This window comes from Amycolatopsis sp. NPDC003865 (genome assembly GCF_053605345.1).
In genome coordinates, this window is record NZ_JBSGJA010000027.1 from 20,684 (window position 1) to 35,059 (window position 14,376).

The window sequence follows — 14,376 nt, forward strand, 5'->3', positions numbered from 1 at the left end:
TCGGGAACGTCCGCCTGCCCACATGCTGGAACGATCAGGGAAACGTGAGAACGATTTTTCCCCGGCCGTGCCCGGTCTCGATTTCCCGGTGCGCGGCCACTGCCTCGGTGTACGGGTACGCGCGGCGGACGTGGAACCGCAAGTCCCCCTTCGCGTAGAGCGCCGCCAGCGCGGCAAGGCGTTCGGCGGAGCGTCCGGACTTCGAGACGAGCACGCCGAGGCCGGCGGCCCGGTGGTGGTCGACGAGGGTGAGGATCCGGGTCCGGTCCCCCACCAGTTCGAGTGAAATGTCGAGCGCTTCGCCGCCGGCGCCGTCGAGCACGACCTCGATTCCCAGCGGCGCGAGGCGTTCCCGCAAGCCCGGGCCGTAGACGACCGGCGTGGCACCCAGCTCGCGGAGGTAGTCCTGGTTCGCCTCGCTCGCCGTGCCGACGACGGTGGCGCCCTTGAGCTTCGCGAGCTGAACCGCGGCGGTGCCGACGGACCCGGCGGCCGCGTGCACGAGCAGCGTCTCGCCTTCCCGGAGCCGGAGCGCCTCCAGCGCGATCGACGCGGTCTGCGTGCCGGCGGTGAACCCGCCGGCCACCTCCCACGGCATTCCGGGCGGCTTCGGCGTGACGTCGGTGACGGGCACGACGACGTATTCGGCGGCGGCCTGAACGGCGGTGAAGCCGAGCACCTCGGTGCCGGGCTCGAGATCGCCCTCGTCGACGACGCCGGCGAACTCGTTGCCGGGAACGCGCGGCCAGCCGAGCACGAGGTGCGGCGGCTCCCACCCGGCACGGACGGCGGCGTCGAAGGGCTGCACCCCGGCGGCTTTCACGCGCACGCGGACCTCCCCCGGCCCGGCGTGCGGTTCGGGCAGGTCGAGAACGCGGAGCACTTCGGGGCCACCGAACCCGGTGAACGCAACGGCTTTCATGCCGCCAGTCTGATACTTCGAGTTACCTTGAAGTCAACACGGTCAGTTCGGGCCAGCGCGCCTTCCAGCGAGCGGCCTTGCGTTCGAAGACCTCCCGCGGCGCGAGCACGGGGTTGGGCCGGACGATCAGGCCGAAGAGGTCGTCGAGGCCGTGCGGGGCGTGGAGGTGCCACGAGCCGTCCGGCTCGATCCGCACCCCGACGCACGAGCAGACGGCGGGGAAGGCGTCGATCGCCGCCTCGGTGCTCGCGAAGGGCGGGCAGGCAACGCCGAACTTGGCTTCGTACCAGAGGTGCACGCGGGCCTCGTTGCGCACCTCGACGTCGACCGCGAGGTCACGGCACGCGTCGGCGACCACCCGGATGACCCGGTCTTCGGCAGCCCAGCCGAGATCGGCGGGATCGCGGTAGAAGAGGTCGTAGTCTTCGATGCCGTGCGCGGCGTCCCGCCCGGTGAGGACGTTCCACACGGTCTGCGCGACGCACCCCGCGGTGAGGTACCAGTGCGGCAGGTCGAAGGCTCGCGCGCGCTCCAGCACGGTGCCGAGGATTTCGTTGCGCACCAGGAAACCGCGGAGCCGGTCGAGGTCCGTCACGACGCCATCGTAGGCGCGCGGACGGGCAGCGTCGGCGTTGTCGCACCGGCACGTTCCCACCGAGACCGCCGAAGGTCCGAGGGGAACGTGCCGGCGCTCCGGCGCCCTACATGTTGATCATGTGACCCGCGAGGCCGTGCACCGCTTCCTTGACCGCCTCACCCAGCGTCGGGTGCGCGTGGACGTTGCGCGACACCTCGTGCACCGTCAGATCCCACTGTTGGGCCAGCGTCAGCTCCGGCAGCAGCTCGGTGACGTCCGGCCCGATCAGGTGCCCGCCGATCAGCTCCCCGTACTTCGCGTCGCTGATCAGCTTCACGAAGCCGCCCGCGTCGCCGAGACCCTGGGCCTTTCCGTTGGCCGTGAAGGGGAACTTGGCCACCTTCACGTCGAAGCCCTTCTCGCGGGCCTGCTCCTCGGTCCACCCGAAGCTGGCGATCTGCGGCTGGCAGTAGGTCGCCCGCGGGATCATCGGGAAGTCGAGCTCCATGGTCTCGGCCCCGGCGATGGTCTCCGCCGCCACCACACCCATCGACTCCGACGCGTGGGCCAGCATCAGCTTCGCCGTCACGTCGCCGATCGCGAAGATGTGGTCGACGTTCGTGCGCCCGCGGCCGTCGACCGCGATGGCTCCGCGCTCGGTCAGCGCGACGCCGGTCTTCTCCAGCCCGTACCCCTCGACCCGGGGCTGGAACCCGATGGCCTGCAGGACCTTCTCCGCTTCGAGGACCTGCTTCCCGTTCTTCTCCGAGGAAACCGTCACACGCACCGACGACCCGGACTCGTCGATGGACTCGACCCGGGTCGAGGTCAGCACCTTGATCCCCAGCTTGCGGTACCGCCGCGCGAGCTCGGCCGAAACCTCGGCGTCCTCCAACGGCACCATCCGGTCGAGGAACTCGACGATCGTGACGTCGACGCCGTAGTTGTGCAGCACGTAAGCGAATTCGACCCCGATGGCACCGGCGCCGGCGATCACGATGCTCGACGGCAGCTCGCCGGACAGGATCTGCTCTTCGTAGGTGACGACCCGCGCACTGCGCGCGGTCCCGGGCAGCAGCCGGGTGGTGGCCCCCGTGGCGATGATGCAGTGACCGAAGGTGATCCGCGAGCCGTTCACCTCGAGGGTGTGGTCGTCGACGAAGGTGCCGTGCCCGTCGAACTCGGTGATCTTGTTCTTCTTCATCAGGAAGTGCACGCCCTTGACGCGCCCGTCGGCGACCTTCCGGCTCCGCTCGTAAGCCGCCGTGTAGTCGACGCGGATCGGGCTGTCGGAGGAGATGCCGAACGCCGCCGCCTCCTGCGTCACGACGTGCGCCAGCTCGGCGTTGCGCAGCAGTGCCTTCGACGGGATGCACCCGACGTTCAGGCACACGCCACCCCAGTACTTCTCCTCGACCACCGCGGCGCTCAGCCCCAGCTGGGACGCGCGGATCGCCGCGACGTAGCCGCCCACCCCGGCTCCCAGCACGACGACATCAAAGTGTTGTGCACTCATGAGCCGAAACTACCCCTTCCGCACCGCCCGGGCGGGGTGACGCGGACCTCACGCCGCGGCGGGACGCTCCTCGCCGCGGATCGTCTCCAAAAGCGACGTCACCTCGCCCATGATCCGGGCCGTCGCCTCCTCCAGCACCTCGCGGGTGAGCGGGCGGTCACGCAGGTCGGACAGGTCGACCGGGGGCCCGGCGACCAGCTCGACGGTCTTGCGGGGCAGCCCGCGCGGGAACCACGCCGTGGACGGCAGCAGGTGGTGGGTGCCCCAGTTGGCCACCGGGACCACCGGCGCGCCGGTCTCGAGCGCCGCGCGCACGATGCCCGTCTTGCCGCGCATCGGCCAGCCGCCGGGGTCCTTCGAGAACGTGCCTTCCGGGAAGACCGCGACGCACTCGCCGTCCCGCACGGACGCGACCAGGTCGCGGTAGGCCTCGGCGGCCGTCGCGGCCCCGCGGTACACCGGGATGTGCCGTCCCGAGCGCATCACGCGGCCGACGACCGGCAGCTTCCACAGCGACGCCTTCGCCAGGTAGCGGGGCACGCGGCCGGCGGCGAGGCAGAATGCCGTCAGCGTCGTCGGGTCGGCGAACGACAAGTGGTTCGACGCCACCAGCACGCCGCCGGTCTTCGGGATGTGGTGCGAGCCCCGCACGCGGAACCGGGTCGTCTGCACGAGGAACTGCCAGACGACCTCGATCGCGAAGCTGTACCAGGCGCCCCGGCCGGCGCGGGCGAAGCGCCGGCCGTAGGCGATCATCTGGCGTCGGGTGAGCAGCTCACCTTCGGTGTCCAGGGCGGTCCAGCGGTCCATGGTTGTCATTCGTAGCCCACGACCGGCCGGATCGGCCCGTGCGCACGCCGAACGCGGCGCAGATCACACGCGCTCGAGAACCACGACAGGAATCTCGCGGTCCGTCTTCTTCGCGTATTCGTTGTAGTCCGGCCAGACGGCGGCCAGTTTCTCCCACAGCTTCGCGCGCTCTTCGCCCTCGGCGGTGCGGGCGCGGGCCCGGAACTTGTCCGCCTTCACCTGCACGCCGACCTCGGGGTGCTCGACGAGGTTGAGGTACCAGCCGGGGTGGTTCGGCGCGCCGCCCTTGGAGGCCACGATCACCGGGTTGCCGTCGACCTCCTGGTAGATGAGGGCGAACTTGCGCTCCTGCCCCGTCTTGCGGCCCGTGGTGGTCAGCACCAGCGTCGGGACGCCGTCCTTCCAGTCGTGGCCGACCTCGCCGTCGGTCTCCTCGTAGCGGCGGACGTGCTCGTCACCGAACAGCATGCGTGTTCCTTTCCCGATCGTGCAGTGGCGTACAAACCACTTGAAGGTTTTCCTTGTTTCCAACACACCCGCGCCGCCCGATCTTCCCGCGCGATTCACTCGAACGGGTCAGGTCCCCCGGCCAGCGGCTTCTCCCGGCCCACCCCCCTCCCAGTAGATTGCACCGACCGAGCACGCCGAGACACTCGAGACCGATCTTGGAGGAGCCAGCCATGAAGGCCCGGCCGCACGTGACACTCGAAGACGTGGCACGCAGCGCGAACGTCTCGCTCGCGACGGCGTCGCGGGTGCTCAACGGCACCGCGTCCGTCCGCGCCGACCTGAGGGAGCGCGTTTCCACCGCCGCGGCCGAACTGGCCTACGCCCCCAACGCGCACGCGCAGGCGCTCGCCGGGGGCACCCACCGCACGGTCGGCGTGATCTGCCACGACGTCAGCGACCCCTACTTCGCGGCGATCGCCGGCGGGGTGATGCGGGTGGCGACCGACAACGGGCTGCTCGTCATGCTGGCGGGCACCTTCCGCGACCCGGACCGCGAGGTCGCCTACGTCTCGACGCTGCGGGCGCAGCGGGCCGCGGCGATCCTGCTGATCGGCTCGGCGTTCGAGGACCGCGCGTGGGAACGCGCGATGGCCGCCGAGCTCGAGCCCTACCGCCGCGGCGGCGGGCAGGTCGCGGCGGTCAGCAGGCACCGCGGGCTCAAGATCGACACCGTGCAGCCGGACAACAAGGGCGGCGCCGCGGCACTGGCGAAGGCGCTCGTCGGGCTCGGCCACAAGCGGTTCGCCGTGCTGGCCGGACCGCGGAAGCTGAGCACCGTCATCGACCGGCTCGCCGGGTTCACCGACGCGCTCGCCGAGCACGGCATCACCCTGCGCGAGGACGACGTCATCGAAGGCGCGTTCACCCGCGACGGCGGCTACGAGGCGACGAAGCGGCTGCTCGCCGGCCGCAGGCGCAAGCTGCCGACCTGCGTCTTCGCCGTCACCGACGTGATGGCGATCGGCGCGATGACGGCGTTGCGCGAGGAAGGCCTCTCCGTACCCGGGGACGTCTCGGTCGCCGGCTTCGACGACATCCCGGTCGTCCGGGACCTCGCCCCGGCGCTGACCACGGTCCGGCTGCCGCTGGAGGAGCTCGGCGAGCGGGCGATGGACCTTGCGGTCAAGGGATCGGCGGGCGCCCGGCCGCGGACCGTGCGGCTGTCGGGCGAAGTCGTCCTGCGGGACAGCACCGCGCGCCCCAAGCGCTGACGCCGGCCGCACCCCCACGGATACCCGCGCCCTTACCCGGTCGGGCCTTGTCGCGCTCTCGCACAGGCCCTACCGTGGAATTAAGAAAGCGCTTTCTGACTCTCGCGGAGGTCACCCCGATGCTCCGGCTCCCGGTTTCCGGCGGCGGGCTCGTGAACTGGTCGCCGTCCGGCCCGCCGCGGCCCGCGCCGCCGGCAACCCCGCCGTCGGCGCGGATCGCCTACGCCGCCGCGCACGTCGTCGTGGACACGCTCGCCGACGAACCCGGCGTGCTCGACTGGGACACCACCCTGGCCTTCCGCGAGCACCTCTGGGCGTGCGGACTCGGCGTCGCGGAGGCGATGGACACCGCGCAGCGCGGCATGGGCCTCGACTGGGCGACCACCCAAGAGCTGGTGACGCGCACCGGGGCCGTCGCCGCCGGCCGCCGGTGGTGCGCCGGCGTCGGCACCGACCAGCTGCCCGCGGGGCCGGCCACCTCCGCGTCCATTGTGGACGCGTGGCGCGCGCAGCTGGACCTGGTCGGCGGCGCGGGCGCGGTCCCGGTCGTGATGGCGAGCCGGGCGCTGGCCGCGGCGGCGCGGGGCCCGGACGACTACCACGCGGCCTACGGGAAGGTGCTGTCCGAGGCGAGCGGCCCGGTCCTGCTGCACTGGCTCGGCGAGCAGTTCGACCCGGCGCTGGCCGGCTACTGGGGCCACCACGACGTCCGCGCCGCGGCCCGGGAGCTGGCCGCGCTCTGCGCCGAGCACGCGGGCACGGTCGCCGGGGTGAAGATCTCGGTGCTCGACGCCGAGGTCGAGACCGAGTTCCGGCGCGCGCTGCCGCCCGGCGTCGCCTGCTACACCGGGGACGACTTCCACTACCCGCGGCTCATCGCGGGCGACGAGCAGGGCCACAGCGAAGCGCTGCTGGGGATCTTCGACCCGATCGCCCCGGTGGCCGCGGCGGCGCTGGCCCGCCTCGACGACGGCGACCGCGCCGGGTTCGCGGCCCTGCTCGACCCGACCGTGCCGCTGGCGCGCGAGATCTTCCGCGCCCCGACCCGGCACTACAAGACCGGCGTCGTCTTCCTGGCCTGGTTGAACGGTCATCAAGAGCACTTCCGGATGCTCGCCGGGAGCGAGTCCGCGCGCACGATCACGCACCTGGCCACGCTGCTGCGGCTGGCCGACGCGGCGGGCGTGCTCGCCGACCCCGACCTGGCCGTCGCCCGGATGCGGCCGCTGCTGCGGGTCGCGGGGGTCGCGTGATGGACCCGCGGTTCAGCCTCAACCAGATCACCACCAAGGCCTGGTCGCTGCCGGAGGCGGTGGCGGGGTGCGCCGCGGCCGGCGTGGGCTGGATCGGGCTGTGGCGGGACAAGGTCGCCGAAACCGGCGTGGAGAAGGCCGCCCGCCTGCTGAAGGACCACGGGGTGCGGGTGTCGTCGTTGTGCCGCGGCGGGTTCTTCACCGGCGTGACCCCGGAAGGGTCCCCTGTGGACGGTGTGGCGCGGACGCGCGAGGCGATCGACGAGGCGGCCGCGCTGGGCGCCGGGGTGCTGGTGCTGGTCGTGGGCGGGATCGCGGGCAACGACCTCGCCGCGTCCCGGCAGCGGGTCGCGGACGCCGTGGGCGAGCTGGCCTCGTACGCCGGGGAACGCGGCGTCCGGCTCGGCCTGGAGCCGCTGCACCCGATGCAGTGCGCGGAGCGGTCGGTGCTGTCCACTGTGGACCAGGCGCTGGCGATCGCGGCCGAGCACCCGGCCGAGCAGGTGGGGGTGGTCGTCGACGAGTTCCACGTGTGGTGGGACCCGCGGATCGAGGCGTCGATCGCCGCGGCGGCCGGCCGGATCGCGGGGTTCCACGTGTGCGACGTGCTGGTGCCGCTGCCGGACCCGCTGCTGGGCCGCGCGCTGCCGGGCGACGGGCCGATCGACCACCGCCACCTGCGCGCGGCGGTCGAGGCGGCGGGGTACACGGGCCCGATCGAGGTGGAGGTCTTCAACGCGGACCTGTGGGCGCGGCCGGGAGCGGAGGTGCTGGCCGAGACCGTTGCGGCATTCGAGCGACACGTCGCCTGATCCGGTCCACAGTGCGGTACGCTCGGTCCGTCTAGCGGACTGGGGAGGTCGCGCGATGACCCACCACGACGACGGTTCGGTCCGGAGTGTGCTGCGCGCCTTCGACCTGCTCGCCCTCTTCACCGAACACCGGCGGACCTGGGCGGTCAAGGACCTCACCACCGCCAGCGGCCTGGCGAAGACGACCGTGCTGCGGCTGGTCGCCACCTGCGAACAGCGCGGCCTGCTCTGGACCCGGCCGGACGGGCGGATCACCGTCGGGCCCGGGATGCTCCGGTGGGCGCAGCTGGCGAACACCGCCTGGCAGCTGCCCGAGCCCGTCCGCCAGGTGCTGCGCGAACTGGCCCGGGAGTGCCGCGAGACGGTCAACCTCTACGTCCGCAGCACGTCCGTGCTGGTCTGCGTGGCGCAGCAGGAGGGACCGCTGGCCATCCGGCACGTCGGGCGGGTCGGCGACGAGCTGCCGCTCGGCTTCGGGGCCGCCGGGCGCGTCCTCGACGGCGCCGAAGGGGCGGCGGTCAGCCACGGCGAGCCGGAAGCGGGCGCCTCCAGCGTCGCCGCACCCGTGCACGACGGCGACGGGCGGGTGCTGGCGGCCCTCGCCGTCACCGGTCCGAGCAGCCGGTTCGGGCCCGCCGAAGTCGCTGCGTTTACCGAAGCCGTCGTCGGGGCTTCGCTGCGGATATCGCAGATCGGCCTCGGGACACGGGCGGAATAGGCCACAGTCGTCGGGAATCCGGGGGAGCGTTGGTTAGGCTCCCCGCATGCCGAACCTGCTGGTGGTGGAAGACGACGCGGCGATCGGCAGCGTGCTCGAATCGACTCTGCGACTGCACGGTTACCAGGTGTGCTGGCGCCGCGACGGCCGCAGCGCCCTGCAGGCCGCCGAAGCCGGCGAATTCGACCTCGTGCTGCTCGACCTGGGCCTGCCCGACCTCGACGGCGTCGAGGTCTGCCGCCGCCTCCGGACCGCCCTGCCCGCCACCGTGCTGGTCATCCTCACCGCCCGGCAGGAGGAGATGGACGTCGTCGTCGGTCTCGACGCCGGTGCCGACGACTACCTCACCAAGCCGATCCGGCTGGGCGAGCTGCTGGCCCGGGTGCGCGCGCACCTGCGCCGCGGCGCGCCGGCGGGCGCCCGGCCGCCGGTGACCGTCGGCGAGCTGACCGTCGACATCGCCGGCCGCCGCGCCACCGTCGGCGGCAGCGAGGTCGTGCTGCGGGCGAAGGAGTTCGACCTGCTGGCGCGGCTGGCCGAGCAGCCCGGCGTCGCCGTCAGCCGCGAGACGCTGATGTCCGAGGTCTGGGACGCGCACTGGTACGGCTCGACGAAGACCCTGGACGTGCACATCGCCGCGGTGCGCCGCAAGCTCGCGTCGGCGGCCGGGCCCGAAGTCGAGGTGCCCCGGATCGCCACCCTGCGCGGCCACGGGTACCGGCTGGAGGACCCGGCCCGCACCGTCGCCGAGGGGTGAGGCGTGCGCCGCCGGATCGCCTCGCTGACGGTGCTGGCCGCACTCGTCGCCACCGTGCTGTTCGCGCTGCCGCTGGGCTTCGCGGTCTGGCAGTACTACCACGACGACGCGAAGGGCGACCTCGAGCGGGCCGCGGACACCACCGCGCTCTCCGTGTCGGAAGACCTGAACGCCGGCCGCCCGCCGATCGTGCCGCCGATCGACGATGAGAACGACGAAGCCGGCGGCGAAGTCGGCGTCTACGCCCCGGACGGACGGCTGCTCGCCGGGCACGGCCCCGCCGTCGCCGGCCCGGTCGAGCGACAGGCGGCCAAGGCCACGGTCGACGTCGTCATCGGCCGCGAAGGCGCGGAGCTCGCGCTGGCCGTGCCGGTGGTCAGCGGCCCCCGGGTGACGGGCGTCGTGCGCGCCGCGACGCCGCTGTCCGAGCTGCGCGTGCGGATCATCCTGACCTGGCTCGGCATGGCCGGGCTGGCGGCCGCGACGACCGGCGTGAGCTGGCTGATGGCCCGGCGGTCCACCAAGCGGCTGGTGCGCCCCATGGAGGAGCTCGCCGCCGCGGCCGAGCGGCTCGGCGACGGCGACTTCACCGCGCGGTCGCCCCGGGCGGGCATCGCCGAGATCGACCAGGTCGGCGAGGCGCTCGACACCACGGCCGCCCGGATCGGCGAGACGCTGGAACGCGAGCGCGCGTTCTCCGCCGAGGCATCACACCAGCTGCGGACGCCGCTCACCGGGTTGCGCCTGCAGCTCGAAGCCGCGCTGCAGACGCCGTCCGCCGACCCGTACACGGCGATCCGCGCCGGGATCGCGTCCGCCGACCGGCTGGAACGCACGATCGACGACCTGCTGGCACTGGGCCGGGAGCGCCGGGCGCCCCGGGCGGAGCTCGACCTCGACGCCCTCCTCGACGAACTCCGGCAGTCCGGCGACGCCCTGCTGGCCCCGCGCGGGCGGGCGCTGCGGATCGTCCGGCAGGACCCGCCGCCGGCCCGGGTGGCGGCCGCGGCCGTCCGGCAGGTGCTCGGCGTGCTGCTGGACAACGCGGTGACCCACGGGCGGGGCACCGTCACGGTGGTCGCCCGCGACGCCGGGGACACGCTCGCCATCGACGTCGCCGACGAGGGCCCCGACCTCGGCGAGACCGACCCGTTCACCGCCACGACCGGCGGGAACGGCATCGGCCTCCGCCTCGCGCGCGGCCTCGCCGAAGCCGAGGGCGGCCGGCTGCGGCTGAGCAAGCCGGAGCCGCCGACGTTCACCCTGCTGCTGCCCGCCGCCGAGTAGCTCGCGGAACGATTCGCCACGATTCATGCGCGTTGTGCAACGAATCACGTGTGATTCATCTGTACGCACAACGTTGCCCTGTTTTGTGGGTCCAGGGCGGCAGATACCGTCGGCGGCATGAATCTGCGGGCCGCGACGGTGCGGCGGAAACCGGTCGCCGATCTGGTCGCCGAAAGTGATCATGGCACGTTGAAGCGGTCGCTCGGGCTCGGGCAGCTCACCACGCTCAGCATCGGCGCGACGCTGGGCAGCGGCATCTTCGTCGTCCTCGGTGAAGCCGTCCCGGTGGCCGGGCCGGCGGTGGTCCTGTCGTTCGTGCTCGCCGGCGTCACCGCGCTGTTCTCCGCGCTCTCCTACGCCGAGCTCGCCGGCATGATCCCGCTGTCCGGTTCGTCCTACTCGTACGCGTACGCCACGCTCGGCGAGCTGGTCGCCTGGGTCTGCGGCTGGTGCCTGGTGCTCGAATACGGCGTCTCGGTCGCTTCGGTCGCCGTCGGGTGGGGGCAGTACCTCAACGAGCTGCTGCGGCTGGCCTTCGGCGTCGCCATCCCGGACGCGCTGAGCGGGCCGCCCGGCTCCGGCGGAATCGTCAACGTGCCCGCGATCGTCGTCGTGGTTCTGGCGATGTTCCTGCTGCTGTCCGGCGCGAAGGAGAGCGCGCGGGCCAACACCGTCATGGTCGCGGTCAAGGTCGGCACGCTGGTGCTGTTCTGCGCGATCGCGTTCACCGCGGTGAAGGCGCAGAACTTCACGCCGTTCCTGCCGCTCGGCCTGGCGGGGATGAGCGCCGGCGGGGCCAAGCTGTTCTTCTCCTACATCGGGTTCGACGCCGCGTCGACCGCGGGAGAGGAGGCGAAGAACCCGCAGCGCGACCTGCCGCGCGCGATCCTGCTCTCGCTCGGCATCGTCACCGTGCTCTACTGCCTCGTCGCCGTGGCGGCCGTCGGCGCCCTGCCGTGGCAGGACTTCGACGGCCAGGAAGCCGCGCTGTCGCACGTGCTCTCCGTCGTGTCGGGCAACCCGTTCTGGGCCGGCCTGCTCGCCGTCGGCGCGATCGTGGCGATCTCCAGCGTCGTGCTGACCGTCCTCTACGGACAGACGCGCATCCTGTTCGCGATGTCCCGCGACGGTCTCGTTCCGCCGTCGCTGTCCAAAGTGGACGAGAAGTCCGGCTCGCCGCGGATCAACACCCTCGTCGTCTCGGCGTTCGTCGCCGTCCTGGCCGCGTTCGTCCCGCTGGGCAAGCTGGCCGACGCGACCAGCATCGGGACGCTGTTCGCGTTCCTGCTGGTCAACATCGCCGTCCTGCTGCTGCGGCGCCGCCAGCCCGACCGGGCGCGCTCGTTCCGCGTGCCGTTCTCGCCGGTGACGCCGCTGCTCGGCGTCCTGTGCTGCGGCTACATGATGGTCAGCCTCGACGGCGCCACCTGGGTCGTCTTCGGCGGCTGGATGGCGCTGGGCCTGCTCGTCTACTTCGGCTACGGGATCCGGCGGTCGAGGCTGGCATGAGGGTCGCGATCCACCAGGGCCCGATCGACGCGCTGCCCCGCGTCGACGCCGACCTCCTCGTCACCGCGGAGATGAGCACGACCGGCTACCACATCGGCGCGCGCACGCACGAGCTCGCCGAGCCCGCCGACGGACCCACCGCGGCCCGGATGGCCGCGTGGGCAAGGGAAACCGGGACCGCGCTCGTGTACGGCTACCCGGAGACCGACGGCGAGCACGTCTACAACAGCGTCCAGCTCGTCGATCCGGCGGGGCGACGGACGAACTACCGCAAGACGCACCTGTTCGGCGACCTCGACAAGAAGTGGTTCACCCCGGGCGACGAGCCGGTCGTGCAGGCCGAGGTCGGCGGGGTCCGGGTCGGGCTGCTGATCTGCTACGACGTCGAGTTCCCCGAGCTGGTCCGCGCGCACGCGCTGGCGGGCACGGAGCTGCTGGCCGTGCCGACGGCGTTGATGAGCCCGTACGAACTCGTCGCCGAAACCCTGGTTCCCGCGCGGGCCTACGAAAGCCAGCTGTTCGTGGCCTACGCCAACCGTTGTGACGTCGAACAGGAGCTGACCTACTGCGGCCGCTCCCGCGTGGCCGCCCCGACGGGCGCGGTGCTCGCCCGCGCCGGCTCCGGCCCGGCGCTGATCACCGCCGAAGTGACCCGGGACGCGCTCGCCGCGTCCCGGCTGGAGAACACCCACCTGGCCGACCGGCGGCCCGACCTGTACCGAGGAACCACCGCATGACCTCCGCCGTACCCACCGCGATACCCCACGACGAGCCGGCGGGCCGCCCGATCACGATGTTCGGCCCCGACTTCCCGTTCGCCTACGACGACTACCTCGCCCACCCGGCCGGGCTCGGCTCGGTGCCCGCGCACCGGCACGGCACCGAGGTCGCGGTGATCGGCGGCGGCCTGTCCGGCATCGTGACCGCCTACGAGCTGATGAAGCTGGGGCTGCGCCCGGTGGTCCACGAGATCGCCGAAATCGGCGGCCGGCTGCGGACCGTCCGGTTCCCCGGCTGCCCGGACGACGTCGTCGCCGAGATGGGCGCGATGCGCTTCCCGCCGGCGTCCACCGCGTTGTTCCACTACATCGACAAGGTCGGCTTGGAGACCACGCCGTTCCCGAACCCACTGGCCCCGGGGACGCCGAGCACCGTCGTCGACCTCAAGGGGCAGAGCCACTACGCGCGCACGCCCGAGGACCTGCCCGCGGTGTTCCGCGACGTCGCCGCGGCGTGGGACCGGACGTTGGCCGAGCAGGCCTCCTTCGCCGAGATGCAGACGGCGATCCGCGACCGCGACGCGAAAACGATCAAGCGGCTGTGGAACGAGCTCGTCCCGCGGCTGGACAACCAGACGTTCTACGGCTTCCTCTGCGACTCCCCCGCGTTCGCCTCCTTCCGCCACCGCGAGATCTTCGGCCAGGTCGGCTTCGGCACCGGTGGCTGGGACACCGACTTCCCCAACTCCATCCTGGAAATCCTGCGCGTCGTCTACACCGGCGCCGACGACGAGCACCGCAGCATCACCGGCGGCAGCAGGCAGCTGCCGCTGCGGCTCTGGGAGCACGCGCCCGCGGAGACCGCTTTCTGGCCCGCCGGGACGTCGCTGGCCTCGCTGCACGAGGGCGGGCCGCGGCCGGGCGTGACGAGGCTGCACCGGACGGCACCGAACAACATCACGGTGACCGACGCGTCCGGGCACGTCCGGACGTACCCGGCGGCGGTGTTCACCGCGCAGAGCTGGATGCTGCTGTCCAAGATCGAATGCGACGAAGCCCTGTTCCCGATCGACCACTGGACGGCGATCGAGCGCACGCACTACATGGAGTCGTCGAAGGTGTTCGTGCCGGTGGACCGGCCCTTCTGGCTCGACCCGGACCCGGTGACCGGCCGCGACACCATGAGCATGACGCTCACCGACCGCATGCCGCGGGGGACCTACCTGCTCGGCGACGACCCCGCGAAGCCCGCGGTGATCTGCTTGTCGTACACGTGGGCGGACGACTCGTTGAAGTGGCTGCCGCTGCCGGTGGGCGAGCGCGTCGAGGTGATGTTGCAGTCGTTGCGGGAGATCTACCCGGGCGTGGACGTCCGGCGGCACATCATCGGTGACCCGGTGACGGTGTCGTGGGAGGCGGAACCGCACTTCATGGGCGCGTTCAAGGCGAACCTGCCCGGGCACTACCGCTACCAGCACCGGCTGTTCACGCACTTCGTGCAGGACTCGCTGCCGGAGCGGTACCGCGGGCTGTTCCTGGCGGGCGACGACGTGTCGTGGACGGCGGGCTGGGCCGAGGGCGCGGTCCAGACGGCGCTGAACGCGGTGTGGGGCGTGCTGAACCATTTCGGCGGGGCGACCGATCCGGTGAACCCGGGCCCCGGGGACCTGTTCGAGGACCTCGCGCCGATCACGCTGCCGGACTGAGCGTGCCCCGATCGGGGCCGAGCTTCCGACACAGTGCGCACTGAGCTGCCTCGCCCCAGCCCGCGTGCG

The 14,376-nt window shown here is 72.3% G+C and carries 14 protein-coding genes; 9 read left to right on the forward strand and 5 right to left on the reverse strand.

Annotated elements, in window-relative coordinates:
* Positions 1-34 precede the first annotated feature (34 nt).
* The 5 genes from ACWEVP_RS42410 to ACWEVP_RS42430 all read right to left on the reverse strand — a co-directional run bounded on the left by ACWEVP_RS42410 (position 35) and on the right by ACWEVP_RS42430 (position 4,293).
* Positions 35-922 (reverse strand): NADP-dependent oxidoreductase, encoded by an 888-nt coding sequence (locus ACWEVP_RS42410; RefSeq protein WP_452068240.1) that lies wholly within the window; start codon positions 920-922, stop codon positions 35-37.
* Positions 923-944: 22 nt separating this feature from the next.
* Positions 945-1,517, reverse strand: a complete 573-nt coding sequence (locus ACWEVP_RS42415) for a nucleotidyltransferase family protein (protein WP_452068241.1) — start codon at positions 1,515-1,517, stop codon at positions 945-947.
* A 106-nt stretch (positions 1,518-1,623) separates the two neighbouring features.
* Complete coding sequence (lpdA, locus tag ACWEVP_RS42420; RefSeq protein WP_452068242.1) at positions 1,624-3,015, reverse strand: dihydrolipoyl dehydrogenase; 1,392 nt, start codon at positions 3,013-3,015, stop codon at positions 1,624-1,626.
* A gap of 48 nt (positions 3,016-3,063) precedes the next feature.
* Complete coding sequence (locus ACWEVP_RS42425) at positions 3,064-3,825, reverse strand: lysophospholipid acyltransferase family protein (protein ID WP_452068243.1); 762 nt, start codon at positions 3,823-3,825, stop codon at positions 3,064-3,066.
* A gap of 63 nt (positions 3,826-3,888) precedes the next feature.
* Positions 3,889-4,293, reverse strand: coding sequence for a nitroreductase family deazaflavin-dependent oxidoreductase (locus ACWEVP_RS42430; protein ID WP_452068244.1), 405 nt, complete (start codon positions 4,291-4,293; stop codon positions 3,889-3,891).
* A 212-nt stretch (positions 4,294-4,505) separates the two neighbouring features.
* Here ACWEVP_RS42430 and ACWEVP_RS42435 point away from each other — a divergent pair, with 212 nt between their 5' ends.
* The 9 genes from ACWEVP_RS42435 to ACWEVP_RS42475 all read left to right on the forward strand — a co-directional run bounded on the left by ACWEVP_RS42435 (position 4,506) and on the right by ACWEVP_RS42475 (position 14,307).
* Complete coding sequence (locus tag ACWEVP_RS42435) at positions 4,506-5,546, forward strand: LacI family DNA-binding transcriptional regulator (RefSeq protein ID WP_452068245.1); 1,041 nt, start codon at positions 4,506-4,508, stop codon at positions 5,544-5,546.
* Positions 5,547-5,665: 119 nt separating this feature from the next.
* Complete coding sequence (locus tag ACWEVP_RS42440) at positions 5,666-6,799, forward strand: DUF993 family protein (RefSeq protein WP_452068246.1); 1,134 nt, start codon at positions 5,666-5,668, stop codon at positions 6,797-6,799.
* Positions 6,799-7,611, forward strand: a complete 813-nt coding sequence (locus ACWEVP_RS42445; RefSeq protein ID WP_452068247.1) for a sugar phosphate isomerase/epimerase family protein — start codon at positions 6,799-6,801, stop codon at positions 7,609-7,611. Before ACWEVP_RS42440 ends, ACWEVP_RS42445 begins: the two co-directional genes overlap by 1 nt.
* A gap of 55 nt (positions 7,612-7,666) precedes the next feature.
* Complete coding sequence (locus ACWEVP_RS42450) at positions 7,667-8,329, forward strand: IclR family transcriptional regulator (protein WP_452068248.1); 663 nt, start codon at positions 7,667-7,669, stop codon at positions 8,327-8,329.
* A gap of 46 nt (positions 8,330-8,375) precedes the next feature.
* Entirely contained in the window at positions 8,376-9,086 is a 711-nt protein-coding gene (locus ACWEVP_RS42455; RefSeq protein WP_452068249.1) for a response regulator transcription factor, read from the forward strand.
* Positions 9,087-9,089: 3 nt separating this feature from the next.
* Positions 9,090-10,373 (forward strand): sensor histidine kinase, encoded by a 1,284-nt coding sequence (locus ACWEVP_RS42460; protein WP_452068250.1) that lies wholly within the window; start codon positions 9,090-9,092, stop codon positions 10,371-10,373.
* A 117-nt stretch (positions 10,374-10,490) separates the two neighbouring features.
* Entirely contained in the window at positions 10,491-11,882 is a 1,392-nt protein-coding gene (locus ACWEVP_RS42465; protein WP_452068251.1) for an amino acid permease, read from the forward strand.
* Positions 11,879-12,619 carry a carbon-nitrogen hydrolase family protein gene (locus ACWEVP_RS42470; protein ID WP_452068252.1) on the forward strand — a complete coding sequence of 247 codons (741 nt, stop codon included), beginning with the start codon at positions 11,879-11,881 and terminating at the stop codon, positions 12,617-12,619. The genes ACWEVP_RS42465 and ACWEVP_RS42470 overlap by 4 nt, the downstream gene beginning before the upstream one ends.
* Positions 12,616-14,307, forward strand: a complete 1,692-nt coding sequence (locus ACWEVP_RS42475) for a flavin monoamine oxidase family protein (protein WP_452068253.1) — start codon at positions 12,616-12,618, stop codon at positions 14,305-14,307. Before ACWEVP_RS42470 ends, ACWEVP_RS42475 begins: the two co-directional genes overlap by 4 nt.
* Positions 14,308-14,376: the final 69 nt, after the last annotated feature.